At 61.6% G+C, this 24,397-nt stretch carries 26 protein-coding genes; 8 read left to right on the top strand and 18 right to left on the bottom strand.

What is annotated here, in order from left to right:
* The 7 genes from LPJGGPFB_RS26900 to osmF form a co-directional block, all read right to left on the bottom strand.
* On the bottom strand, positions 1 to 858 hold the full coding sequence (locus tag LPJGGPFB_RS26900) for a carbohydrate ABC transporter permease (protein ID WP_173423005.1): 858 nt from the start codon (positions 856 to 858) through the stop codon (positions 1 to 3).
* A complete protein-coding gene (locus tag LPJGGPFB_RS26905; protein ID WP_173423006.1) occupies positions 855 to 1,739 on the bottom strand; it encodes a carbohydrate ABC transporter permease in 885 nt (294 codons plus the stop codon). Before LPJGGPFB_RS26905 ends, LPJGGPFB_RS26900 begins: the two co-directional genes overlap by 4 nt.
* Before the next feature lie 13 nt (positions 1,740 to 1,752).
* Positions 1,753 to 2,910, bottom strand: coding sequence for a Gfo/Idh/MocA family protein (locus LPJGGPFB_RS26910; protein ID WP_173423007.1), 1,158 nt, complete (start codon positions 2,908 to 2,910; stop codon positions 1,753 to 1,755).
* Positions 2,911 to 3,434: 524 nt separating this feature from the next.
* On the bottom strand, positions 3,435 to 4,172 hold the full coding sequence (locus tag LPJGGPFB_RS26915) for an ABC transporter permease (RefSeq protein ID WP_173423008.1): 738 nt from the start codon (positions 4,170 to 4,172) through the stop codon (positions 3,435 to 3,437).
* Complete coding sequence (locus LPJGGPFB_RS26920; RefSeq protein ID WP_173423009.1) at positions 4,172 to 5,110, bottom strand: ABC transporter ATP-binding protein; 939 nt, start codon at positions 5,108 to 5,110, stop codon at positions 4,172 to 4,174. The genes LPJGGPFB_RS26915 and LPJGGPFB_RS26920 overlap by 1 nt, the downstream gene beginning before the upstream one ends.
* Entirely contained in the window at positions 5,107 to 6,273 is a 1,167-nt protein-coding gene (locus tag LPJGGPFB_RS26925; RefSeq protein ID WP_345791088.1) for an ABC transporter permease, read from the bottom strand. Before LPJGGPFB_RS26925 ends, LPJGGPFB_RS26920 begins: the two co-directional genes overlap by 4 nt.
* A gap of 115 nt (positions 6,274 to 6,388) precedes the next feature.
* Complete coding sequence (gene osmF / locus LPJGGPFB_RS26930; RefSeq protein ID WP_173423011.1) at positions 6,389 to 7,300, bottom strand: glycine betaine ABC transporter substrate-binding protein OsmF; 912 nt, start codon at positions 7,298 to 7,300, stop codon at positions 6,389 to 6,391.
* Positions 7,301 to 7,634: 334 nt separating this feature from the next.
* Between osmF and LPJGGPFB_RS26935 the strand changes: the two genes are divergently transcribed.
* Both LPJGGPFB_RS26935 and LPJGGPFB_RS26940 read left to right on the top strand, forming a co-directional pair.
* Complete coding sequence (locus tag LPJGGPFB_RS26935; protein ID WP_173423012.1) at positions 7,635 to 8,102, top strand: DUF4126 domain-containing protein; 468 nt, start codon at positions 7,635 to 7,637, stop codon at positions 8,100 to 8,102.
* A complete protein-coding gene (locus tag LPJGGPFB_RS26940) occupies positions 8,099 to 9,475 on the top strand; it encodes an FAD-containing oxidoreductase (protein ID WP_173423013.1) in 1,377 nt (458 codons plus the stop codon). The genes LPJGGPFB_RS26935 and LPJGGPFB_RS26940 overlap by 4 nt, the downstream gene beginning before the upstream one ends.
* A gap of 30 nt (positions 9,476 to 9,505) precedes the next feature.
* Here LPJGGPFB_RS26940 and LPJGGPFB_RS26945 read toward each other — a convergent pair whose 3' ends face one another.
* The 8 genes from LPJGGPFB_RS26945 to LPJGGPFB_RS26980 all read right to left on the bottom strand — a co-directional run bounded on the left by LPJGGPFB_RS26945 (position 9,506) and on the right by LPJGGPFB_RS26980 (position 16,691).
* A complete protein-coding gene (locus LPJGGPFB_RS26945; RefSeq protein ID WP_173423014.1) occupies positions 9,506 to 10,657 on the bottom strand; it encodes a M20 aminoacylase family protein in 1,152 nt (383 codons plus the stop codon).
* A 10-nt stretch (positions 10,658 to 10,667) separates the two neighbouring features.
* Entirely contained in the window at positions 10,668 to 11,432 is a 765-nt protein-coding gene (locus tag LPJGGPFB_RS26950; RefSeq protein ID WP_173423015.1) for an ABC transporter ATP-binding protein, read from the bottom strand.
* Between the two features lie 37 nt (positions 11,433 to 11,469).
* Positions 11,470 to 12,171, bottom strand: a complete 702-nt coding sequence (locus LPJGGPFB_RS26955; RefSeq protein ID WP_173423016.1) for an ABC transporter permease — start codon at positions 12,169 to 12,171, stop codon at positions 11,470 to 11,472.
* On the bottom strand, positions 12,171 to 12,884 hold the full coding sequence (locus LPJGGPFB_RS26960) for an ABC transporter permease (protein WP_077501832.1): 714 nt from the start codon (positions 12,882 to 12,884) through the stop codon (positions 12,171 to 12,173). The genes LPJGGPFB_RS26955 and LPJGGPFB_RS26960 overlap by 1 nt, the downstream gene beginning before the upstream one ends.
* Before the next feature lie 119 nt (positions 12,885 to 13,003).
* On the bottom strand, positions 13,004 to 13,804 hold the full coding sequence (locus tag LPJGGPFB_RS26965; protein ID WP_173423017.1) for a transporter substrate-binding domain-containing protein: 801 nt from the start codon (positions 13,802 to 13,804) through the stop codon (positions 13,004 to 13,006).
* Positions 13,805 to 13,833: 29 nt separating this feature from the next.
* On the bottom strand, positions 13,834 to 14,637 hold the full coding sequence (locus tag LPJGGPFB_RS26970; RefSeq protein WP_173423018.1) for a dimethylarginine dimethylaminohydrolase family protein: 804 nt from the start codon (positions 14,635 to 14,637) through the stop codon (positions 13,834 to 13,836).
* A gap of 31 nt (positions 14,638 to 14,668) precedes the next feature.
* On the bottom strand, positions 14,669 to 15,640 hold the full coding sequence (gene ctlX, locus LPJGGPFB_RS26975) for a citrulline utilization hydrolase CtlX (protein ID WP_173423019.1): 972 nt from the start codon (positions 15,638 to 15,640) through the stop codon (positions 14,669 to 14,671).
* Position 15,641: 1 nt separating this feature from the next.
* A complete protein-coding gene (locus LPJGGPFB_RS26980) occupies positions 15,642 to 16,691 on the bottom strand; it encodes an ornithine cyclodeaminase (protein WP_209790272.1) in 1,050 nt (349 codons plus the stop codon).
* A 124-nt stretch (positions 16,692 to 16,815) separates the two neighbouring features.
* Between LPJGGPFB_RS26980 and LPJGGPFB_RS26985 the strand changes: the two genes are divergently transcribed.
* Together LPJGGPFB_RS26985 and LPJGGPFB_RS26990 are read left to right on the top strand one after the other, a co-directional pair.
* The gene (locus LPJGGPFB_RS26985; protein WP_025428636.1) at positions 16,816 to 17,241 is read left to right on the top strand and encodes an Lrp/AsnC family transcriptional regulator; all 426 of its coding nucleotides are present in this window, start codon (positions 16,816 to 16,818) and stop codon (positions 17,239 to 17,241) included.
* 40 nt (positions 17,242 to 17,281) lie between these two features.
* Positions 17,282 to 17,803, top strand: coding sequence for a hypothetical protein (locus LPJGGPFB_RS26990; RefSeq protein ID WP_173423021.1), 522 nt, complete (start codon positions 17,282 to 17,284; stop codon positions 17,801 to 17,803).
* Positions 17,804 to 17,847: 44 nt separating this feature from the next.
* On the opposite strand, the gene LPJGGPFB_RS26995 is transcribed toward LPJGGPFB_RS26990, so the two are convergent.
* From LPJGGPFB_RS26995 to LPJGGPFB_RS27005, 3 genes are all read right to left on the bottom strand, one after another.
* Positions 17,848 to 18,276 carry an OsmC family protein gene (locus LPJGGPFB_RS26995; RefSeq protein ID WP_173423022.1) on the bottom strand — a complete coding sequence of 143 codons (429 nt, stop codon included), beginning with the start codon at positions 18,274 to 18,276 and terminating at the stop codon, positions 17,848 to 17,850.
* A gap of 145 nt (positions 18,277 to 18,421) precedes the next feature.
* Positions 18,422 to 20,011 carry an ABC transporter substrate-binding protein gene (locus tag LPJGGPFB_RS27000; RefSeq protein WP_173423023.1) on the bottom strand — a complete coding sequence of 530 codons (1,590 nt, stop codon included), beginning with the start codon at positions 20,009 to 20,011 and terminating at the stop codon, positions 18,422 to 18,424.
* 10 nt (positions 20,012 to 20,021) lie between these two features.
* Positions 20,022 to 20,708 carry a helix-turn-helix domain-containing protein gene (locus LPJGGPFB_RS27005; protein ID WP_345791089.1) on the bottom strand — a complete coding sequence of 229 codons (687 nt, stop codon included), beginning with the start codon at positions 20,706 to 20,708 and terminating at the stop codon, positions 20,022 to 20,024.
* A 120-nt stretch (positions 20,709 to 20,828) separates the two neighbouring features.
* On the opposite strand from LPJGGPFB_RS27005, the gene LPJGGPFB_RS27010 reads away from it, so the two are divergent.
* The 4 genes from LPJGGPFB_RS27010 to LPJGGPFB_RS27025 are packed head-to-tail and all read left to right on the top strand — an operon-like array spanning position 20,829 to position 24,393.
* On the top strand, positions 20,829 to 21,905 hold the full coding sequence (locus LPJGGPFB_RS27010; protein WP_173423024.1) for an ABC transporter permease: 1,077 nt from the start codon (positions 20,829 to 20,831) through the stop codon (positions 21,903 to 21,905).
* A gap of 12 nt (positions 21,906 to 21,917) precedes the next feature.
* Positions 21,918 to 22,823 carry an ABC transporter permease gene (locus LPJGGPFB_RS27015; protein WP_077501841.1) on the top strand — a complete coding sequence of 302 codons (906 nt, stop codon included), beginning with the start codon at positions 21,918 to 21,920 and terminating at the stop codon, positions 22,821 to 22,823.
* On the top strand, positions 22,823 to 23,656 hold the full coding sequence (locus LPJGGPFB_RS27020) for an ABC transporter ATP-binding protein (protein WP_077501842.1): 834 nt from the start codon (positions 22,823 to 22,825) through the stop codon (positions 23,654 to 23,656). The genes LPJGGPFB_RS27015 and LPJGGPFB_RS27020 overlap by 1 nt, the downstream gene beginning before the upstream one ends.
* Positions 23,653 to 24,393, top strand: coding sequence for an ABC transporter ATP-binding protein (locus tag LPJGGPFB_RS27025; RefSeq protein ID WP_173423025.1), 741 nt, complete (start codon positions 23,653 to 23,655; stop codon positions 24,391 to 24,393). Before LPJGGPFB_RS27020 ends, LPJGGPFB_RS27025 begins: the two co-directional genes overlap by 4 nt.
* Positions 24,394 to 24,397 lie beyond the last annotated feature (4 nt).

Raw genomic sequence — 24,397 nt, forward strand, 5'->3', positions numbered from 1 at the left:
TTATTGTTTCACCGCGCCCGCGGTCAGCCCGCTGACGAGATACCGTTGTAGGAGGAAGATCACGACGACCGCCGGCGCGATGCCGACGAAGCTTGCAGCCATGAGCTCGTTCCAGATGACTTCCTGGCGTCCGAAATAGGCAAACAACCCGACCGGCAGCGGCATGAACTCGGTCTTGGAGTTGAAGGTCAGCGCGTAGATGAACTGCTGGGCATAGGCGCCGATGAAGGTGGTGATGGCGACGACCGTGATGCCCGGCATGGCGATCGGCAGGATCACGCGACGCAGGGTATAGAAATGGCTCGCGCCATCGACAAAGGCGGCCTCGTCCAGTTCGCGCGGGATGCGCATCATGTAGGTGCGCAAAAGCCAGATCGCCGACGGGATCAGGAAGGCAACGCCCGGCATGATCATCGCGAGATAGGTGTTGAGCACGCCGAAGCTGCGCATCAGCCTGAAGAGCGGGATGAGAAGAACCGCACCCGAGAACATGTTTACGGCCAGAAACGCCCCGAGCAGCAGCCCGCTGCCGCGGAATTTGAAGCGGGCAAAAGCGTAAGCCGCCGGGATGACCAGGATCAGCACGATCGCGGTCACGATGGTGGATATGAAGAAGGAGTTGAAGATGTAGCGCGCAAAGCCTGGCACGCTTTCCCACATGGTGAAGTAGGCCGCAAACGAAGCGTTCTCGGGCCAGAACTTGTAGGGCGATGAAAAAAGCAGGCTCAGCGGCTTCAAGGATACGATAAAGCCTTCGACGAACGGCGCCAGAATGAAGGCGAGGAACACGAAGATACCGACATAGATGGCGACGAGTTCGTACCAGCGATAGCGGTTGATCAGGGCAGGCTGGCTCATTTCTGTTCCCCCGCGGACAGACGGCTGGTAACGCGGAAATAGGCAAAGCAGAAGATCGACAGGAAGATGCAGATCAGCACGGCACGCGCCGCGCCCTCCCCGTATTTCTTCGAGCCGATCGCGGTGCGATAGGTATCGATGATCATCGTGGTGGTCTCGCCGTTGGGGCCGCCCTGCGTGAGGATCCAGATGATGTCGAAGGAATTGAAGGTCGCGATCAGCGACAACATCGACATGGTGATCAGCGACGGAACCAGGAGCGGCAGCGTGATCCTGCGGAAACGGTAGAACCGGCCCGCCCCGTCCGTCCATGCGGCCTCATAGAGGTCCTGCGGGATCGCCTGCATCGCTGCCAGCATGTAGAGCGTGACGAGCGGCACGCCGATCCAGACGTCGGTGACGATCGTCGCCCAGAAGGCGGTCGAACCGCGGGCCAGGAAAGCGATCGGTCCTTCGATGATCCCCCAATTCTGCAACACGCCGGAAATCATGCCGAACTGGCCATTGTACATCCAGCCCCACATGAAGATGCCGATGGCCATCGGCACGATCCACGGCGGCATGGTGAGGAGCCGGAAAAGCGCGCGCCCGGGCACGGCGGCATTCAGCATCGTCGCACCGAAGACCCCGATGATCATCTTGATCGAGACCGAAAAGAAGGTCCACACGAAGGTGCGGAAGATGACCTCGGCGAAGGTTTCGTTGAAGATCTTGTCGTAATTGACCCAGCCGACCCAGTTTGTCGTCTTCTTAAGCGAGGCGTCCGTGAACGACAGGATGAAGGTATCGACGAGAGGATAGGCGACGATGACCGTGACGTAGAGCACGGCGGGCAAAAGCAGGATCCAGGCGAAGATGATCGTGCTGCGTTGAACACTCATCCCGCTTCTCCTCTCACGCCGCCCGTGAATGCAGGGCTTCGTCGAAGCGGTCCCAGATGGGCCTGAGATCGATGACGCTGCGCTTGCGGCGGGCCTCGTCCATCGACAAGGCGAGGATGCCGGCTTCGAGTGCATCAATCGTCGAGACCGGCAGAGGCCTGCCGTCACGAACATGGCCGATGATGTCGGTCGCCATCTGCTCGTCCGCGCCATAGTGCTGCGACAGTTCGGTGGCGGCGTATCTGTTCTCGACGACCTTCTTGCCAGTCAGCATCTCGTGCACGTCGAAATAGCCACGGATGAAATCGCCCTCGGCCATGCCGCGCGACCCCATGATGCAAAAGCGGCGGAACTGATCCGGCACATTGAGGTTGGTGTGGAAGTTCATGCCGACGCCATTGGCATATTCGACAATGGCGACCTGGTAGTCGATGATGTCGCCATCGCTGTCGAACACCTTGTCCGATCCCATCCAGCCGCTTGGCTTGCGATGAAAAAGCTCAAGGTCGTTGATGCCCTCGCGTGCGGGATCGTTTGCTGGAATGAAGCTCTTGCGCCCGCCGAAGCTCGCCACCCGTTCCGGACGGGCGCCGATGACGCCGTTGTAAAGGTCGAGGTCGTGGCAGCATTTCTCCAGCATGAAGCTGCCGGAATAGCGCTCGTAGCGGCGCCAGTCGCGCATGAAGAAGGCGCCATGATAGGGCTCGATGTGTTCGGATGCCTCGATCGAAACGACCTGGCCAAGCTTCCCTTCCGCAAGCGCTGCGCGAAGGTCCCGGTACATCGGCGCGTAGCGCAGCACCAGGCCGACCATCAGGCGCTCGTGGCCGAATTTCGCCATCAGCTGCGCAAGCTCCAGGCTTTCCTGAACGGTCGTCACAATCGGCTTTTCGCTGAAGACCTTGAGACCGGCCTCAAGCCCGATCCGGATATGATCGAGATGCATGTGGTTCGGTGACCCGATCATCAAGAGGTCGAGCTTCTCGTTGGCGATCAGCTCTTCGGGCGTCGCATAGGCCTTGCCGGCGGAGATGCCTTTTTCGACCAGACCCGGAAGCCCGGCAGGCGCGGGATCGACGTAGCCGGCGATCTCGAAATTCTCATCCATGGCTTTGAAAACGTAGCCCAGATATCCCAGACGGAATCCGAGTCCGATTATCCCGACTTTCATGCTCGCACTGTTCCCTTGCCTTATGGCGTAATTTATTTTCGCAGACTGGGACAGTTTTTTGAGGTCGTCAACCCAAATCCGCGTATTTTGTAAAATTGTGAAATTCATTTTCATGGAACGCAGCAAATGCCGCTATGGCAGGCATTTCCCGGACAACCAAAGAGGGTGTGACCTCCGCAACTCTCCGACAGGAGGAAAGCGGTCCAGACCACTATACGTTGCGTGGGTGATTTCTGGTCGGTTCAGGCTTTTGCAAGCTAGCGATCGCGCCAAGTGCAGCAGCCGTGGCAATGGCCCGGCCAGACAATGGTAGCCTTATCTTGGGATGATCACCGACCGTTCCCTTCCGTGTGATCTGCGCATTTGGCGCAGTCAGGAGCGCAACGGCCAGCGCGCTACGAGCGGCAAAGACTTCCTTCTGACGCCCTGATAAAGCACGCGCCATTCCAGCACGCAGTCCTGTGTTCTGACGCGGCGCGCAGCCGATGACCCCAATGGCATGGCAGGCGGTGGGCGGCGCTGCCCTAACGTCCCATTCGAGACCCGAGACTTCGTTCGGCTGCCTGCAGGGCATCGTGGATCAGGACGGCAAGCACCGCAACGATGAGCCCCCCCTGGACGACGAAGGCAAGGTTGTTGGACTGCAGACCGGCGATGATCACTTCGCCGAGCGTCCTTGCCGCAACCGTCGAGCCGATGGTCGCAGTCGCCAGGCTGATGACCACGGAGAGCCGGATTCCGGCGAGGATCACCGGCATCGCCAAGGGCAGTTCGATCTTCATCAACCGTTGACGCCCGGTCATGCCGGTGCCCCGCGCCGCCTCCATGATCGATGGCGGCAGGGTCGTCAGCCCCGTCAGTGCGTTCTCGAAGATTGGCAGCAGACCGTAAAGGAAGAGCGCAATCAGCGTCGGCTTTTCACCAAAACCGAAGATCGGCACGGCGAGTGCCAGGACGGCGACTGGTGGAAAGGTCTGCCCGATATTCACCAGGCTGCGCGAAAGCGGCAGGAACTCTGCCCCCGAACGACGCGTCACCAGGATCGCCAGTGCCAGCGCGACGACGGTCGCGCAGGCCGTTGCGATCGCCACCGTGCGCAGATGCAGCAGCGTCAGTTGCAACAGGCTGCCCTGGTTGTAGATCGCCGGCGCATTCTCCTGAACCAGCGGCCGCAACAGCGGTTCGAACCATTGAGGCTGGATCAGAAAGGCGACGAGGACAGCAAATGCAAACAGCCGAAACAGAGTTGGAAGGCGCAGCATCACGTGGGCCCCGCGGCACGCTGAACCAGGCCATCAAGGCTGACCTTGCCGATCAGGGCACCATCGGGGCCAATGACGGGAAGTGCCTTGCGACCGGTCCAAAGAAGCGTCGACAAGGCCTCGCGCTGGGTGGCCGCGCTCGCAATCGCCTCGCCTTCTGCCGCACCCGGCTCGACGGCATCGGCGACGGTTTCGATCGCCAGCAGCCGGAACGGTCGCTCGCCGGCGCCGATCAGGCTTTCGACGAAGGCTGTCGCCGGTTTGACGAGCATCTCGGCGGGCGTTGCGTATTGCACCACTTCGCCCTTGTCCATGACGGCGATCCGGTCAGCCAGGTGGAAGGCTTCCTCCATGTCATGCGTAACGAGGACGATCGTCGTTTCGAAGTGCTTCTGGATTGCTAGCAGATCGTCCTGCGCCTTGGCCCGAATGATCGGATCGAGCGCGCCGAAGGGCTCGTCCATCAACAGCACCTTTGGCTCTGCCGCCAGCGCGCGGGCGACACCGACACGCTGCTGCTGGCCGCCGGACAGTTCATGCGGATAACGCGGGCCGAACGCCACCGGATCGAGTTGAAAGAGTGTCAGCAGTTCGGTGACCTTGGCCTCGATGCGGGCGCCATCCCAACCGAGCAATGTCGGCACGGTGGCGATGTTTTGCGCAACGGTACGGTGCGGAAACAACCCATGCCCCTGGATCGCATAACCGATCCGCCGGCGCAGTTCGTAGTCCGGAAGCGAACGGTTATCCTCGCCGTCGAGCTTGATCGTGCCTGATGTCGGCTCGACCAGACGATTGATCATCCTGAGCAAGGTCGTCTTGCCGGAGCCGGAAGTCCCGACGATGACAGTGACCGTGCGTGGCGCGATCGTCAGACTGACGTCCCTGACAACAGTGGTCTCGCCATAGCGCTTGGTAATACCTTCGATCTCGATCATGCGCTTTGCACCCGGTTGCGGTTTGGTGTGGCCGTCTCGATCAGGGCATCGAGGACGATAGCGGCGGTGAATGCCAGAAGGACGGTCGGAACTGCCCCGAGCAGGACCAGATCCATTGCCGTCTGCCCGACGCCTTGAAAGACGAAGACGCCGAAGCCGCCACCGCCAATCAATGCCGCGATCGTCGCAAGCCCGATGTTTTGAACGAGAACGATGCGAATGCCGGTGAGAATGACCGGGAAAGCCAAGGGAAATTCGATACCGACAAGGCGCTGGAAGTCCGTCATGCCGATGCCGCGCGCAGCGTCATTGGCTTCCCTCGGCACGCCGGCAAGCCCGACCACGGTGTTGGCGACGACAGGCAGCAGCGAATAGAGGAAAAGCGCGACGAAGGCCGGCGCCGTGCCGATGCCGCGGATGCCGATGGCGGCGGCACCCGGAACATGCACCGCGATCCAGCCAAGCGGTGCAATCAGAATGCCAAAAAGCGCGATCGACGGGATCGTCTGTATCGCATTCAGGACGCCGAGCAAGCCGTCGCGAAGGCGCGCGACACGATGGCAGAGAATGCCGAGCGGAATGCCGACGATGGTCGCGGCGGCAAGCGAACCCAAAGCGAGCGTCACATGCTTGCCGGCCTCGGCCCAGAAAGTGTCTGCGCGGCTGGCATATTCCTTGAGAAGGGACAAACCATCCCACGTTCCGGACGTCAGAACTGCGGCAATGAAGCCGAGGACCGCGGAAAGAAAGAGCACGCGCACCAACGGCGACGGCCGCAGCCGGGTCAATGCGTCGGCGGCCAGCAAACCGAGCGCGAACAACAGGATCCAGAACCCAGAGGCCGGCGAAACGCGAGCGTAGGCGTTTTCAGGTGGCGTCAGATGGCCCGCGGCAGCACCGATGCCCAGCGCCAACGCGGCGATCGCAGCAAATGCGGTGCCGAGGCGCAGCCGGCTAGGCGTTTTCAGAACCGCGACAACCACGGTCGCGGTGACAAGGAGGAGAACAACGACTGTCCATGCCGACGGCAGGGCTTCGCCTATCGATCTCGCCTCGCCGGCGACGATGCGATTGGCGCGAAAGGTCGCGAAAGGCGCCAGCAACGCGCCGTAGGCGGCAAGTGCGGCAATGATCACGCCAAGCTTGTCCACGCGGAACTGCATCAGATCCCTTTTTCTCATCCGACTACCGCTTGACGGACCTTCGTTGTTCCACGCCCATAAAAGAAAACGCTGGTCGGATGCGTGCATCCGACCAGCGTCACGCTTATGCGTCAACCTATTTCAGGAAGCCGTTCTTCTTCAGGAAGTCCTCGGCGACCGCCTTTGCCGGCTCGCCGCCGACCTGGACGCGACCATTCAGTTCCTGCAGCGTTACCAGGTCGAGTTTCTCGAAGACCGGCTTCAACAGCGTCTCGATCTGAGGGTTCTCCTTCAGCACCGCCTCGCGGATGATCGGAGCCGGCTGGTAGACCGGCTGAACCGACTTGTCGTCTTCAAGCACCACGAGGCCGGATGGGGCGATACCACCATCGGTTCCGTAGACCATGGCGGCATTGGCACCGTTCGTCTGGTTGGCCGCCGCCGCGATCGTCGCGGCGGTATCACCACCTGAAAGGGTGATTAGCTGTTCCGGCTTCAGCGTGAAGGCGTAGGTCGTCTGGAATGCGGGAAGAGCCGCCGCCGAGTTGACAAATTCGGACGACGCGGCCAGTACGACACTTCCGCCGCCGGCAACATATTTGCCGAAATCGGACAGCGTCTTCAGCTTGTTGGCCTCAGCCACATCCTTGCGCAGGCCGATCGCCCAGGTATTGTTTGCGGGAGACGGCGTCAGCCAGACGATCTTGTTGGCGTCGTAGTCGAGCTTCCTGGCGTTTTCGTAAGCCTTCGCGGCATCCTTCCAGGCCGGGTCGTCCGCCTTTTCGAAAAAGAACGCGGCATTACCGGTATATTCCGGGTAAATGTCGATCTCACCGGCGGTAATCGCCTTGCGCACCACCGGCGTGGCGCCGAGCTGCACCCGGTCTACCGTCTTGATATTGTTGGCATTCAATACGGCAAGAATGATGTTGCCGAGCACGCCGCCTTCCGTGTCGATCTTGGACGACACGACGACGTCGGCGTTGGCGGCAGCAGCGGTCAGCGTGAAGGCAAAGGCTGTTCCGATAAGCAGTCTGGTCAGGCGCATGGAGTTCTCCCTCGAAATTCGGTTCCGCAGTTTGATCACGGAATATTCCCGTCGTCCGGGCAAGCCATTCCATATATGTCAGCCTTCGACAAAAAATAGAGCTGCAGGCAGACGGCGCGATGGGTGAAAAATCCCTTCATCCATTATCACCATCGAAACTATAGACTACACCCCAAGCCGGCAGGCGATTGGGCGTTGCAATCGGCCGCGTTGTCGGTCACTCTGATTGCGGCCCGCCATAAAGTCCGCTTTCACTCTTGGTTGCGATGCCGCTCGATCCGAACCGCCTGGGGGCTGGCGGCGCGGGCTCGCCCGGCGAACGTTCGGGGAATCAATGTCGATCTACTTTCTCGCGCTTCTTATCGGCGTGGTGGCCGGCCTTCGCGCCATGACCGCGCCTGCCGCCGTCAGCATTGCGGCTGCGGCCGGATGGCTGCCGGTTACCGCGACCTGGGCTGCCTTCATGGGCTTCCGTTTCACACCCTATATCTTCGGGCTTCTCGCGTTGGTCGAGTTCGTCACCGACCAACTTCCAAGCACACCGAGCAGAAAGGTGCCGCAGCAATTCGGCGCACGTATCGTCAGCGGCGGTTTCTGCGGTGCGGTCCTCGGCACGGCCGGCGGCTCGCTGATCGGCGGCCTGATTGCAGGCATCATCGGCGCCGTGATCGGCACGCTTGGCGGCTATGAGGCACGCAAGCGGCTGGTTGCCGCAACAGGAGGCAGGGACCTGCCGATCGCTCTGCTCGAAGACGTCGTTGCCGTGCTGCTCGCGCTCTGGGTGGTGTCCTCGGTGCTATGACGAAACACTTCGATGCCATCATCATCGGCGCTGGCCAGGCGGGGCCGTCATTGGCCGGTCGCCTCGCCGCTGCCGGAAAGACCGTTGCGCTGATTGAGCGCAAGCTGTTCGGCGGCACCTGCGTTAACACCGGCTGCATGCCGACCAAGGCGATGGTCGCCAGCGCCTATGCTGTGCACATGGCCCGCCGCGGTGCGGATTTCGGCGTGACGACCGGTCCTGTTTCCGTGGATTTCAAGCGCGTCATGGCGCGCAAGGACAAGGTGAGAACCGACGCCCGATCGGGCGTCGAAAACTGGCTCAAGGGAATGGAGAACTGTATTATCTTCGAAGGGCACGCCCGCTTCGAGGATCCGCACACCATTCGGGTTGGCGAGGACATTCTCACCGCCGACCAGATCTTTCTCAACACCGGAGGCCGGGCGGCCACGCCAGATTTTCCCGGTGTCGACGACGTGCCCTTTCTCACCAATGTGTCGTTGATGGATCTGGACGTTCTTCCGCGCCACCTGATCATTGTTGGCGGCAGCTATATCGGCCTTGAGTTTGCACAGATGTTCCGGCGTTTCGGCTCCGAGGTGACGGTGATCGAAAAAGGACCGAGGCTGATTGCGCGCGAAGACCCTGACGTTTCCGACGCCGTGCTGGCAATTCTGGAAAAGGAGGGCATCCGGTTCCGGCTCAATGCCGAATGCATCCGCTTTGCCAGACAGGGCGACGATGTCGCCGCCGGCGTCGATTGCACCTCGGGCGCGCCGGAGATCACCGGCTCACATCTGCTGCTCGCAACGGGACGGCGGCCGAACACCGACGATCTTGGCCTCGACAAGGCGGGCGTGAACACCGACGCGCGCGGCTATGTCGAGGTGGATGACATATTGCGCACCAACGTGTCGCACATCTTCGCCATGGGCGACTGCAACGGCCGCGGCGCCTTCACCCACACCGCCTATAACGACTTCGAGATCGTCGCGGCGAACCTGCTCGATGGCGAGCCGCGGCGGGTGAGCGACCGCATCTCCACCTACGCGCTCTATATCGATCCACCGCTCGGGCGCGCCGGAATGAGCGAGACTGAGGCGCGCAAGACTGGCCGCAAGATTGCCGTCGGCAGGCGACCAATGACCCGTGTCGGTCGTGCGGTCGAAAAAGGCGAGACCGAAGGGTTCATGAAGGTGGTTGTCGACGCCGACAGCAAGGAGATCCTCGGAGCATCGATCTTGGGCACCGGCGGCGACGAAGCCGTTCAGAGCATTCTCGACGTGATGTACGCCAGAAAGCCCTACACCACGATCACCCACGCGGTGCACATTCATCCGACCGTTTCGGAACTGATCCCAACGGTCTTCGGCGATGTCGCGCCGGCAAGCTGACGGTCGGCGAACCGACCGTCAGGCGCTCTTTCAGACCAGCGCCGAGCGCGCCAGATGGTAGAAATACATCGCGCCGCGCTCGAGGATGTCGTCGTTGAAGTCGTAGCGCGTGGTGTGGAGCCCGCTCGAATCGCCGTTGCCGATCAGCACGTAAGCGCCCGGCACCTCTTCCAGCAGGAAGGAAAAATCTTCACTGCCCATCAGCGGCTCGGCGAGTTCGACGAAAGCGCCCTCGCCGAACTTTTCATTGATCACCGCGCGCGCATGGTCGACCGCATCGGCGTTGTTGATGGTCGCGGGGTAGCCGACCTGCCAGCCGAATGTGACCTCGGCGTTGAAGCTCTGTGCCTGGAAACGGGCGATCTGCTCGACGCGTTCCTGCAGCTGCTTGCGCACGACCGGGTCGGTGGCGCGCATGCTGATCTCCAGCACGGCCGTATCGGGAATGATGTTCGAGGCCGAGCCCGATTGGAACGAGCCGACGGTCACGACTGAGGGCTGATGCGGCGAGACATTGCGCGACACCAGTGTCTGCAGCGCCATGACGATACTCGAGCCGACGACGACAGGATCGACCGTCAGCTCCGGCTGCGCCCCGTGGCCGCCCTTGCCCTTGATCGTCAAGGTCAGCACGTCGATGGAAGCGGCCATCGCGCCGGCACGGGTCGAGAAGGTGCCGGCAGGCAAGCCCGGCCAGTTATGAAGCGCAAAGACGCGCTCGCAGGGAAAGCTCTCGAACAGACCGTCCTCGATCATCAGCTTCCCTCCGCCGAAATTTTCCTCGGCGGGCTGGAAGATCAGATGCACTGTGCCGTTGAAGCTTGCGTCCTGCGACAGTGCCCAGGCCGCACCGAGCAGCATGCTCGTGTGGCCGTCATGGCCGCAGGCGTGCATGGCGCCGGGATGTTTGCTCTCATAGGCAAGCCCGGTCTCCTCCTGCATCGGCAACGCGTCCATGTCGGCACGAAAGCCGATCGAGCGGTTGCTGTTGCCGCGCTTGAGCGTCGCGACGATACCGGTCGTCGCTAGGCCGCGCGTCACCTCGAAGCCCCAGGACTGCAGCAGTCCGGCGACGAATTCTGAGGTCTTGACCTCGGAGAGGCCGATTTCCGGCATCGCGTGCAGCGTGTGGCGGATATTGATGAGTTCGGGCAGGAACTCCGACAGGGTCGCGTCGCGCATGGGTCTCTCCTCAGGCCATCTGCAGGAACTGGCGCAGTCGCGCCGATTTCGGGTCACGCATGACCTGCGACGGGGCGCCGCGTTCCTCGACGAGCCCCTTGTGCAGGAAGATGACTTCGCTTGAGATGTCGCGCGCCAGCGACATTTCGTGCGTCACCATCACCATGGTGCGCCCCTCCTCCGCCAGCTTCTTGATGACGAGAAGCACCTCGTTCACCAGTTCCGGGTCGAGCGCCGAGGTCGGCTCGTCAAAAAGCATGACGTCGGGCTTCATCGCCAGGGCACGGGCAATTGCCGCGCGCTGCTGCTGGCCGCCCGAAAGCTGGTTCGGGTAATGATCGCGCTTCGGCGTGATGCCGACCTTCTCCATCAGGATCTCAGCTTCGCCAATGGCATCCTTGCGCGTCATGCCGAGCACATGCATCGGCCCTTCGATGATGTTTTCGAGGATCGTCTTGTGAGACCAGAGATTGAAGCTCTGGAACACCATGCCAAGGCGGGTGCGGATATGTTCGAGCTGGCGCTTGTCGGCGGCAACGAGCTTGCCGTCCTTGCCCTTCACCGTCCGGATCACTTCGCCCGAGACGGTGATTTCACCCTCGTCCGGCGTCTCAAGATAGTTGATGCAGCGCAGCAGTGTGCTTTTCCCCGAGCCGCTGCTGCCGATCAGCGAAATGACGTCTCCGGATTTTGCTTCGAACGAAACGCCCTTGAGCACCTCGACCGAGCCGAAGCTCTTGTGGATGTTGTTCACAGACAGTGCGGTTGCGACCATCGTCGTTCCTCCTGTGGCGCGGTTGCGCGCCTTGTCCTTATGCCTTGGCCGTGCGGTAGCGGGTCAGCCGCTTTTCGACGACGTTCATGATCCGCGTCAGGATGAAGACGACGGTGAAATAGATGATGCCGGCCGCAATCAACGGCTCGAAGATCAACAGCGACTGGCGCTGCAGCATCCGGGCGGTGCCCATCACCTCGAGAATGGTGATCGTCGACGCCAGCGAGGTCGTCTTCAAGAGGATGATCAGATCGCCCGTCAGAACCGGCAGGCAAGAACGCAGTGCCTGCGGCAGCGTGATGCGCCGAAGGATCAGCGAGGAGCGCATGCCGATCGATTTTGCCGCCTCGATCTGTCCGCGCGGGATCGCCTTGATCGCGCCGCGGATGACTTCGGCATTGTAGGCCGCCTGATTGAGGCTGAGCGCGAAGATCGCATACCAAAGCCCGTCGCGCAGATAGGGCCACAGGAAGCTGTGGCGAACCCACGTTCCCGGCAGGACCTGTCCGAGGCCATAATAGACGAGATAGATCTGCACGAGCAGTGGCGTGCCGCGAAACGCGAAGGTGAAGACATAGGCCGGCATCGACAGGACGCGGCGGGCCGAAAGCCGGGCAAGGGCCACAAGCGTGCCGATGACCAGACCGAATATGCCGGCAACAGCCGTCAGAAGCAGCGTGAGCGGGGTCGCCTTGATGAGCGCCGGCAGGAAGCCGATAACGTTGGAGATCGTTTCCATCAATGGTGCCCCCGGTTCAGGCGGCGCTCGATCTGGGCGATCACCAAGGCCGAGACGAGCGTGATCAACAGGAACAGGACCGCCGTCAGCCCGTAGAAGAAGATGTATTGCTTGGTGCCTGCGGCAGCGCGATAGCCGGTGTAGAGCAACTCGCTGAACGAGCCGAGAACGCTGATGATGGCGCTTTCCTTGGTGATGGAAAGCCAGAGATTTCCCATGCCGGGAACTGCGTGGCGCATCATCTGCGGCAGCACGATGCGGGTGAAGACCTTGCGCGGCCGCATGCCGATCGAAACCGCGGCCTCGATCTGCCCCGGGGGGACTGCGAGGAAGGCAGACCGCAGCACTTCCGTCATGAAGGCGCCGGAGACGAAGGCAAGCGCGATGATGGCCGCCCAGAACGAGCTGAACTGGAAGGTCTCGGCGACGAGGCCGAAATGTTTCAACAGACGTTCAGCGCCGCTTGCGACCGAGAAGTAAAGAAGCAGGATGACCAGGAGTTCAGGAAGCGAACGCACGACCGTGGTGTAGATATCGGCGAGCAGGCGGGGAAGACGATGCTTCGAAAGCTTCCCAGCAGCGCCCAACAGGCCGAAGACGACCGCGACCGCATAGGCGACCACGGAGACCTGCAGCGTCATCACCAGGCCCCAGGCGAAATCGTCGCCCCAGCCCTCGCCGCCCCAGGCAAGCAATTGCCAGTAATACTCCATCCGTCGCTACCTGTTCCCGATTGGTGTCGTCAGCCAAGGGCTGCGATGATGCCCGGACGCTGCGGTCCGCTCGGCAATCGAGGGCGAAGGGGCTCGGCCCGACGCCCTCGAAAATGCACTTACTTCTGGCCGAAGATCCACTTGTCGACAAGCGTCTTGACCTGTCCGTCCTTTTCGAGGGCGGCAAGACCGGCATTGACCTTCTCGAGTGTCGCGGCATCGCCTTTGCGCACCGCATAAGCGACACCTTCGCCGAGAACGGCGTTCTTCGGAACCTCGACCTTGACTTCATAATCGGCGCCATCAGGCGACTTCAGGAACGTCTGGATGTAAAGGTCCGGGATCAGAACGTAGTCGACGCGGCCGGCAACGAGATCGGCGACGGAGTTGTCGGCGGTATCGTAGCTCTTGGCCTCAGCGCCAGGCAGGTACTTGGCGACATAGGCCGACTGCACGCTCGACGTCTGGACGCCGATGATCTTGCCTTCGACGCTGGCCGGATCAATGATCTGACCGGTACCGTCGGCAGCGTCGACCGTCTTGATCTCGCTGGTGTCGGACTTGGCGCCGACGAAGGACGTGCCTTCGGTGTAGTAAGGCGTCGAGAAATCGACGACCTTGCGGCGTTCATCGGTGATCGAGAAGGCGCCGATGATGAAGTCGACCTTGTTTTCCTTCAGCGACGGGATGAGGCCATCCCACGCCATCTGGTTGATGTCGCACTTCACAGCCATCTTTTCGCAGAGCGCGCGAGACAGGTCGGCCTCGAGGCCTTCCCATTCGCCGCCGGCATTGACCTGCGTGAAAGGCATGTAGGGCTCAGGCGTCATGCCCAGGCGCACAGTGTCCTGAGCGAAAGCAGCGCTTGCCGCCATCGAAAGGGCGATCCCTGCAAACAGGGCCGACTTGAACTTCTTCATGATGTTTCCTCCGCGAAATTATGTCTGGATCAGAGCGTGTTGCTGAACCAACGCAGCGACATGCAGGACAGGCCCGCGTCGATCTTGCCGATTTCAGTCGTCTTCATCGGCACGACCTTGTAGCCGAGCTTGTCGAGCATCTCGATCGTGCGCGGGAAGTCCGAGCCGACCATGACGACGTCGTTGACGCGCAGCGCATTGGCCGCCGGCTCTTCGCCTTCAGGAATGATCACCTGCTTGAAGCGGTCGAACACGCCAGACTTCGCAAGACGGGCGGTCGACAGCACGGTCTCCTCGTCGAGCAGCGAGCAATCGGTCTTGAAATGCAACACACCTTCCGGGGTGGCGACGATTTCGCTCTTGCGGCCGAGCTTGTCGAGGCAGGCCTGGAGCGCTTCGGCGCCGACCTTGTCGGTGCGGGCCGAAAGGCCGATCATCACGCTTTCGCGGGTCGTCAGCACGTCGCCGCCGTCGGCAAGGCCGGTGCCTGGCAGATCGAGAACGGTCTCGAACATGGCGCGGAGCGTCGGCTCGATCTCGATCGTCTCCTTGACGCGCGTGGCCGCACCCGGACGCAGCAGGATCGCGCCTTCGGTGAAGACCAGCGCCGGATCTTCGACAAAGATCGAATCCGGGAAGGCTTCGAGGGCCGGAAGAACGGTGACCTTGACGCCCGCATCCTTCATCGCAGCGATGTAGGTATCGTGCTCGGCCTTCACGCCTTCGTAGGTCGGATTGCCACGATCATCGGCGCGCAGACCGTTGACGACGGTGGTCGAGGGCGTGCGGACGATGATGTTGTTGAAATTGTAGACGGGGCGTGCTTGCGACATTTGTAGTACCTTTGGCTTGGATGAGGTGCTTCTATCGATCGGATGTGGCGGCGTAAAGCTTTTGCGTACCGGCTGGTTCTCTGCGCGACAAATGCACCCCGGCGAGCATGCAGCGCACGGAGCCGCCGGCGAGCTCGATGGTGGGCACGTCGAAGGCGAGCACGCGGGCCGAAGCCTCGATCGCCTTGATCTGGTCCGGCCGAAGCGAGGCAAGCGCCCGCGCCGACATCACGACGACGCGGCCATCGGCGCCATCGAGTTCGATCGCGTTACCGGCAAAGTTTTCGATCTGATCGATCGTGAGATCGATGACCTGCCGGCCCGTTTCCTCCAACCGCTCGCAGATTTCCTGTCGCCTTGCAGCGTCGGGGATCATGCTGGTGCCGATTAGCGCGAAATCCGTGCCGATGCACATCAATACGTTCGTATGGTAGATCGAATTGCCATTGCGGTCGACCGCACCAAACACCATCGGCTCGAAATTGAAGTGGGTGCAGAACCGTTCCAGCGCCACTTCGTTCGTGCGGTTGGACCGAGCGGCGTAGGCGACGCGACCGATATGGTCGAGCACCATCGCACCGGTGCCTTCAAGATAGACGCCATCCTTTTCAAGGCCGGAATAATCGATCACATCCTGGACGCGATACTCGGTCTTGAGCATCTCGACGATGTCGGCGCGGCGCTCGCTCTGACGGCTTTCCGAGTACATCGGATAGATCGCCACGTGCCCACCCGAATGGGTGGAGAACCAGTTGTTCGGGAACACCGAGTCCGGGCGCGTCACCGTCTCGTCCTCGAACAGATGGACGGCAACGCCTGCGGCCGACAGACCGTCGGCCATGCGCGTCACCTCGTCGAAGGCGGCCGTTGCGATCGCCGAAGGCTTGCGCGCCTCGTCGGTCGACTGGAACGCGTTGTCCTTGGCCGTCATCGGGTTCGGGCCGAAATGGTGCGGACGGATCATCACGACGCCCTTCGGCGCCTGTACGGACAGTCTCTTCATGTTATGCAGCGCTCCGCTCGGCAGGGGCCGCCGGCTGCTGCCGGAACAGGCCGTAGAGGTCACGCGGGTGCTCCGGCTGCGTCGTCAGGTCGAGCTCGGTATAGAAGGCAGTGCCCTGGATCTTGTCGCGCAAGAAGCGCAGCGCCGAAAAATCCTCGGTGGCAAAGCCGACGGAATCGAAGATGGTGATCTGTGCGCTCGAGCGACGGCCTTCGGCATCGCCGGTGATAACCTGCCAGAGTTCAGTGACCGGGAAGTCCGGCGCCATCTGCTGGATTTCGCCTTCGATCCGCGTCTGCTCCGGATATTCGACGAAGACGTCGGCGCGACGCAGGATATCACCCTGCAGCTCGGTCTTGCCCGGGCAGTCACCGCCAACGGCGTTGATGTGCACGCCGGCGCCGACCATGTTGTCGGACAGGATCGTCGCGTTGCGCTTGTCGGCCGTCACAGTCGTGATGATGTCGGCGCCAGCAACGGCCTCTTCGGCGGTCTTGGCGACGACGATGTCGAAATCCATGTCGGCGAGGTTCTTCAGGAACTTATCCGCTGCCTCGATGTCGATATCGAAAACCTGCAGGCGTTTGATACCGAGCAGCGCCCGGAATGCCAGAGCCTGGAATTCCGACTGCGCGCCAAGGCCGATGATCGCCATCGAGCGAGCATCAGGACGGGCAAGGTATTTTGCTGCCAGGGCCGAGGTTGCGGCGGTGCGCAGCCCGGTCATGATCGTCATCTCGGACACGAGACAGGGATAACCCGTGCTGACATCCGAAAGCACGCCGAACGCCGTTACCGTCTGCAGGCCGACATTGGGGTTCGTCGGGTGACCGTTGACGTATTTGAAGCCGTAATGCTCGCCGTCCGACGTCGGCATCAACTCGATGACCCCCGTCTTCGAGTGGCTCGCCAGCCGAGGCGTTTTTTCAAAAGCGTTCCATCTGCGGAAATCGTCTTCGATATATTCCGCAAGACCCAACAGGAACGTTTCAATGCCGATCGATTTGACCAGCTCGATTACGTTGCCGACACCGACATACTGAACCACGATTCCAACTCCATCGGGAAATTCGATAAAGCCAGCCTAGGCATGCAAGAAGCGAGTTGAAATTTGAAACTTGCGCAGATTTTTGCAAAAGATTGCGCAAATTGCACAACTCCCTTATATGATTTTTATGCACATCTTCGACGACCTCGACCATCAGCTTATCTCGCTCCTGCGAGAAGACGGCCGTGCGCCATATTCCAAAGTCGCCTCGGTTCTCGGCATATCGCGGGCAACGGTGCAGACGCGCATCGACCGGCTGCTGGAGACCGGTGCGGTCCTGGGTTTCACGCTGCGCGTGCGGCAGGACTATGACCAGCGCGCAATCCGGGCAATCATGATGATCGAGGTCAGCGGGCGAACGACCACAAAGGTGATCAAATTCCTTCGCGGCCTGCCCGAACTCTACGCTCTCCACACCACCAATGGCGCCTGGGACATGGTGGCCGAAATCCGCGCCAACAGCCTTAGCGACTTCGACCGCATCCTGCGCGAGGTCCGCGACGTCGAAGGCGTGCTCAACAGTGAGACGAGCATTCTTCTCAGCACCATCTGAAAGGGCGCATTCCCGCGCCATCACCAATACAGGCATGACCGTGAGCCACATTCCCCAGATCGATTACGATACCGCTTCCGACGCTATCCGCGCCGCCCACGACGAGGAAGTCCAGGCCCGTGGCCGCATGACCAACATGAAGCGCACACTGTTGCATTCGCCGACGGCGCACCGGATCTACGCCGAATGGTTCACGCTGAGGGAAGAATTGCGGCCGGCGCTCGACGATCGGGCGATCTGGCTGCTGTCGCACGCGATCTCCGAGGCGATGGAATCGCCGATCGCGATGGGCTTTTTCCGCCGCGCCTTTGCCAATTCCGGCGTGGACTTTCATTCGCTTGTGCCGACGGCAGACGAACAGCGGCTGATCGACTTCGGCCGGGCGATCGTCGCCGATTCCAATGCTGTGCCTGCAGAGATCTGGGATGGGTTGAAAGCGCGCTATGACAACGCGGCGCTGGTCAACCTCGTGGCGTTTGCCGGAATCATGGTCGCGACCGCGCTGTTCAACAACGTCGTCGAAGTCGAGTTCGACCAGGAATTGGCGCCGTTCATGGATTGAGCGGGCCGTGGCCCGAGACAGTCGGGCCACTCATACAAAGAACGTCAATCTGCGTATCGGGTCACAAATTCCGGGTTGCCGCGCAAGGTGTTGCTGACGGTGCAGATTTCATTCTCTGCCGCCTCGGCAATGGCATGCCGCGTCGCTTCGTCAAAATCGCCCTTGATGTCGAAGACAATCTCGAATTTCCCGATGCGTGACGGTTCATCATGCGCCTTTTCGCCGGTCACCTTGGCGCTGACTTCGGTCAAGCGGTCGAGCACGCCAAAGCGGCTGGCGGCAATGCGGGCACTCAAGACCAGGCAGCTCGCGAGCGAGGCATAAAGCAGGTCGAGCGGTCCGTAGCCCGGCTGCGACGGCCCGGTGACAATATCGAGTTCACCGCCGGTGACCGAAGTCACGTGCGGAAAACCGGTTCTGCCCACCGTGGCCGTGGCGCCTGTTTCCCGCGTTCTTACCTTCACGTCTGCCATTCGATTCGCCTTCTCCAATGTTCACGTACCGGGGTCAGCCATCGTGCAGAAGTCCCGGTCCGGTCGCCATGCCGTGGGCCACGCGTGGCCCACGGCTCTGATATGTCCGCGCTCAGTCGCTGACGCAAGTGAGCGCGCGCAGGAATCAGTTCTTCTTGACGAGGCGGTAGAAAACGAAGTCGGAGGTGGCGCCGTTGACGTAGCCTTCGACCTTGTCCTTCATTGCAACCTGGGTTGCGGCCTGGAACATGATCACGATCGGCGACTTCTCCTGCACCTTGCGCTGCAGGTCGACATAGAGCGCCGAACGCTTGGCCGGATCGGCTTCCTTCAACGCAGCCTTCGTCTCTTCGTTGAGTTCGGCCGGAACCGCCCAGCCGTTACGCCACGTGGTCGTCGACTGATACTTGTCGTCCGCGTTGTCTTCGTTATAGGCGAAGGCCTTGGCGTTCGAATGCGGGTCCATGAAATCAGGGCCCCAATAGAGCAGCATGGCTTCATGGGTACGGGCGCGGTACTTGGTGATGACCTGGCTGCCGGTTCCCGGAATGATGTCGAAGGTGATGCCGGCTTCGGCAAACGAAGCCTGCAGCGACTGCGCCATATCGGTGAACGGCGTCGAGTTGATGACGTCGAGCGTTACCTTGATCGGCGTCTGGATGCCGGCGTCGGCGAGGATCTTCTTCGCCTTTTCGACGTCGTAAGTGTAAGGCGTCTCATCGAGCGAGCCCGGGAAGCCCTTCGGCCAGAAGGCCTGGTGGATGTCCATCTGCCCCTTCAGGAAGCTGTCGGTCATGCCCTTGTAGTCGACGAGGTAGCGGGCAGCTTCCCAGACGGCTGGCGGCTGCAGGGCTGCGGCCTTCTGGTTGAACGACAGGAAGTGAACGGCCGCCTGCGGATAAGATTCGACCTTCATGCCGCCCTTGGCGGCAACGCTTGCCATCTGATCCGGCGTCAGGTTCTTCGCCATGTCGACGTCGCCGGTCTCAAGCATCAGCTGCTGCGTGGCGGCTTCTGCGACGTGGCGGATGATCACGCCCTTGATCGCCGGAGCGCCGGCGAAATAGTTCGGGTTGCTCTGCAGGTTCAGGAGTTCGCCAGCGCGGAACGCCTTCAGCACGAACGGACCGGAACCGGCCGAATTCGCCTTGAGCCAGGCATTGCCGTAGTCACCATCGGCTTCGTTCGCCTTGACCGCTTCCGCGTCAACGACTGAGGCCGGGCGGGCGGCGAGAACGTTGAGCACGAAGGCCGACGAGAAGTCGCCTTCATACTTGATCGTGACCTTGTTGCCGTCAGCGGTCACCATCTTGTCGATGTTCTCAGGCGTCCAGCCGAGCTGCGTCAGGATGAAGGCCGGTGCCTTGTTGAGCACGACGACGCGCTTGAAGGAGTAGACGACGTCTTCGCCGCGCAGCGGGTTGCCGGAAGAGAAGGTGACGCCATCGCGCAGGGTGAAGGTGATCGTCTTTGCCGCATCGTCTGCGGTCCATTCGCTGGCAAGACCAGGAGAAAGCTTCAGAACGTCAGGCGCATCATACTGCACCAGACGGTCATAGGTCTGCGTCACATATTCGCCGGACGAAAACTCATAGGCTTCGGCCGGATCGATGCTGACGATATCGTCGATGTTCTGGGCAACCACCAGCACTTCGGCGGGTGTCTCCGCCAAAGCTGCCGGAGACACGCTCAGCATAAGGGACGCCGCGAAAACCGCGACCTTGAACATTCTCATCATTGCTCTCCTATTTTCGATGAGGTTTGGTTTTTGTTGTCGTCGCCGGCTTGGGGACTGCCTGAGGCATGCCGGTCTCGTTGGGCAAGGATGTGCGGGATCGGAACAGCGGCAGCGTGCCAGTCCAGATCAGCCGAACGGGTCTATCCGTCTTGTTCCACCAATAGTGTGGCTGGATGCCCCGAAAGTGCAGGCCGTCGCCGGAGGTAAGCGTGGTCTCGTCATCATCTAGACCGAACAGGATTTCACCCGCGAGCACGTAGACCAGCTCCTCGCCCTCATGGCTGAACACTTCCGAGCGGTGCCCGGCGGGGATGGTGATGACGAAGCTGGACAGCTGGTTTCCGGCAAAATCCGCGCCGATGCGCTCGTAGGACACGGGCGAGCCACCGACGGAAAAGATCATGCGTTCACTGGCACGCGACAGACCGGTGTCGATCGCCGGCGCCAGGATGAAGTGATTGAGTTCGGCGTTCAGCCCCTGGGCGATCTGCGCCAGCGTGCCGAGCGAGGGCATGGCGAGGTCGCGCTCGATCTGGCTGAGATAGCCGACCGAGACGCCGGCCGCATCGCTGAGCGCCTGCAGCGTCATATGCATCTGCCGCCGCCGCGCACGCACCAGCGCACCGATCCGCGGCTGACCCGCAGTTGCGGCTCTGCCGGATGCGGTCTCTGCATCCTCAGATGGCACGGTCACGATGGATTCTCCTCCCCAGTAAAATTTTTTTGATTTAAGCAAACTTATTTATATACTCCAAGCGAATTCTTGCGCTATCGACAGCCGCGACCGCAAGCGAACGAGGGATGGAATCGCCACGTGGCAGACAACAATACGACTACAGCGCCCGCGCCGACGCGCCGCGCGGGGCTACAAAGCCCGGGCAGACGGCGCCTTTTTTCGGCTCTGGGCTTTCTCGTCACGCTTGGCGTGACCTTCATCGGCTTGCTGGCAATCACCTTCTTCATCGGCCGCATCGTGCCGATCGATCCAGTACTGGCCGTCGTCGGCGACCGCGCACCCGTCGCCGTCTATGAGCGTGTCCGCGAGGAGATGGGGCTTGATCGGCCGCTGGCCGCCCAGTTCGTCAGCTATGTCGGCGACGTGGTAACCGGCAATTTCGGCACGGCGGTTTCCACAGGCAAACCCGTGATTGAGGACCTTGCTCGGGTGTTCCCGGCAACGCTGGAGATGGCAACGCTCGGCATCCTTCTCGGCGTTTTGATCGGCGTCCCGCTCGGCGTTATCGCCGCAAGCCGCCGCGGCTCATGGCTCGATCAGGGCATCCGCGTCGTCGGCCTGCTCGGTTACTCCGTACCGGCCTTCTGGCTCGGCCTTGTCGGGCTTGCGGTCTTCTATGCGAAGCTGAAATGGGTCGGCGGTCCCGGCCGTGTCGACATCTTCTATGACGGCGTCGTCACCCCGGTCACCGGCCTTATCCTCGTCGACAGCGTCATTGCCGGCGACTGGGAGATCTTCCGCAACGCGGTCTGGCACCTCATCCTGCCGGCGTCCTGCCTCGGCTTCTTCTCGCTTGCCTATATCGCCCGCATGACGCGGTCCTTCATGCTCGACCAGCTGAGCCAGGAATATGTGACCACGGCTCGGGTCAAGGGCGTTCCGGAACGGCTTGTCATCTGGCGCCATGCCTTCCGCCCGATCCGCGTACCGCTCATCACGGTCATCGGCCTTTCCTATGCCGGCCTGCTCGAAGGCTCCGTGATGATCGAGACGATCTTTTCGTGGCCCGGCATCGGCAACTACCTGACCGTCGCCCTGCTCAACGCCGACATGGCGGCCGTCCTCGGCTCGACCCTGGTGATCGGCGCGGTCTTCATCGGCATCAACAAGATATCGGACGTGCTCTATCGCGTGCTCGATCCACGTGCGCGCTAGGGAGAAGCGAACATGACAACACTTCGCGACTGGCTGATCGACGACAGCCCCGCCTCGCCGATGCAGGCGCGCCTCGGCCGGTTCTACCGGATTTTCGGCGCGCTGATGCACAACCCGCTCGCAGTGGTCGGCGCGATCATCATCCTGGTGCTCGTGTTGACCGCGCTGTTTGCGCCCTGGATCGCCACGCATGATCCGCTGCGCCAGGCGCTCGGCGAACGGCTGCTGCCGCCAAGTGCGGCGCACTGGATGGGAACCGACGAACTCGGCCGCGATATCTGGTCGCGCGTCGTTTACGGTGCGCGCATCACGCTGGCGATTGTCACCCTGGTTGCTGTGCTCGCGGCTCCCGCCGGCCTGGTGATCGGCGTTGCCGCCGGCTATTTCGGCGGATGGGTCGACCGCATCCTCATGGGCATCACCGACATTTTCCTGTCACTGCCCAAGCTGATCCTGGCGCTTGCCTTTGTCGCAGCACTTGGCCCCGGCATCGAAAACGCGATCATCGCCATCGCCATTACCTCCTGGCCCGGCTACGCCCGCGTCGCCCGCGCCGAGACGATGACGTTCAAGAACTCTGAGTTCATCTCGGCCGTGCGCCTGCTCGGCGCATCGAGCCTCAGGGTCAATCTCGGTCACGTGCTGCCGCTCTGCACCTCGTCGATGATCGTGCGTGTCACGCTCGACATGGCGGGCATCATCCTGACGGCAGCCGGCCTCGGCTTTATCGGCCTGGGTGCACAGCCGCCGCTTCCCGAATGGGGCGCGATGATCTCGCGCGGCCGTTCCTTCATTCTCGACCAGTGGTGGGTGGCAACCATGCCGGGCTTTGCGATCATTCTCGTCAGCCTCGGCTTCTGCTTCCTCGGTGACGGCCTGCGCGACGTACTCGATCCGAAGAGCGGGGAGCAACGCTGATGAACCCGCTTCTCGAAATCGAAAACCTGCGCGTCACCTTCCCGACGCCACGCGGCGACCTTGAAGTCGTGCGAGGCCTCTCCTTCACCCTCGGCCGCGAACGCCTGGGAATCGTCGGCGAAAGCGGTTCCGGCAAGTCGATGACCGGCCGCTCGATCCTGAAACTGGTGCGCGCACCGGGCCGGGTCACGGCCGACAAGCTGACCTTCGACGGCATCGACCTCCTGACGCGCTCCGAACGGCAGATGCGCCCGATCCGCGGCGCCCGTATTTCGATGGTGATGCAGGATCCGAAGTTCTCGCTGAACCCAGTCATGACGATCGGCGAGCAGATCGCCGAGGCGCTTTTGACGCATCAGCGCCTGCCGCGCCGCGAGGTGAACAACCGCGTCCTGACCATGCTGGAATCGGTGCGCATCGCCGATCCGGAACGCGTTGCCAAGCTCTACCCGCATGAAGTGTCCGGCGGCATGGGTCAGCGCGTGATGATCGCGATGATGCTGATCCCGGAGCCGGACCTGCTGATCGCCGACGAGCCGACCTCCGCACTCGACGTCTCGGTGCAGGCCCAGGTGCTCGACATCATCGATGAGCTGGTCAAGCGCAAGGGTATGGGCCTGATCTTCATCAGCCACGACCTCAATCTTGTTTCGAGCTACTGCGACCGCATTCTGGTGATGAACACCGGTGAAGTGGTTGAAGAGTGCAAGGCGGGTGAGTTGATGAACGCCAAGCATCCCTATACGCGCGGCCTCATCGCCTCCATCCCGCGTCTCGACGAAACCCGGACCGAGCTTCCCGTGCTCGACCGCAGCGCATGGGCCAAGAAATGACGGCGCTTTCCCTCAAGAACCTCGATATCTTCTACGGCGAAGCGCATATCACGCACGACGTCAACCTCGAGATTGCCGATGGCGAAAGCTTCGCCCTCGTTGGTGAAAGTGGCTCCGGCAAGTCGACCGTGCTGAAGGCGATCGCAGGCCTGGCGCCTGAGTGGACCGGTGAGATCAACGTTTTCGGCAAGCCGCGCAGCCATGGCATCGACCGTGCCTTCTCCCGTCAGTGTCAGATGGTGTTCCAGGACCCCTACGGCTCGCTGCATCCGCGCAAGACCGTCGACGCCACGCTCGGCGAAGCGCTGACGATTCACGGCATCGGCGATCGCAGCGCCCGCATCGAAGAGGTAATGTCTTCCGTCGGGCTCGACCGGAAATTCCGTTTCCGCTTTCCGCACCAGCTCTCGGGCGGCCAGCGCCAGCGTGTCGCCATCGCGCGCGCGCTGATGCTGAAGCCGAAGGTGCTGTTGCTCGACGAACCGACCTCAGCGCTCGACGTCTCGGTGCAGGCGGAGATCCTGAACCTACTGAAGCGATTGCGGCAGGAACAGAACCTGACTTTCCTGATGGTCACCCACAACTTGCCGGTCGTTTCCTTCCTCTGCGATCGGCTGGCTGTCATGCGGCAGGGCCGCATCGTCGAGGTGGCCGACGTTGCCGACCTCAAGCGTGGCGACCTCAAGGACCCCTATTCGCGCGAACTGATGCACATCAGCGCAGCGCACGCGAATTAATCAA

This window comes from Ensifer adhaerens (genome assembly GCF_013283195.1).
Taxonomy (GTDB): Bacteria; Pseudomonadota; Alphaproteobacteria; order Rhizobiales; family Rhizobiaceae; genus Ensifer; species Ensifer adhaerens_G.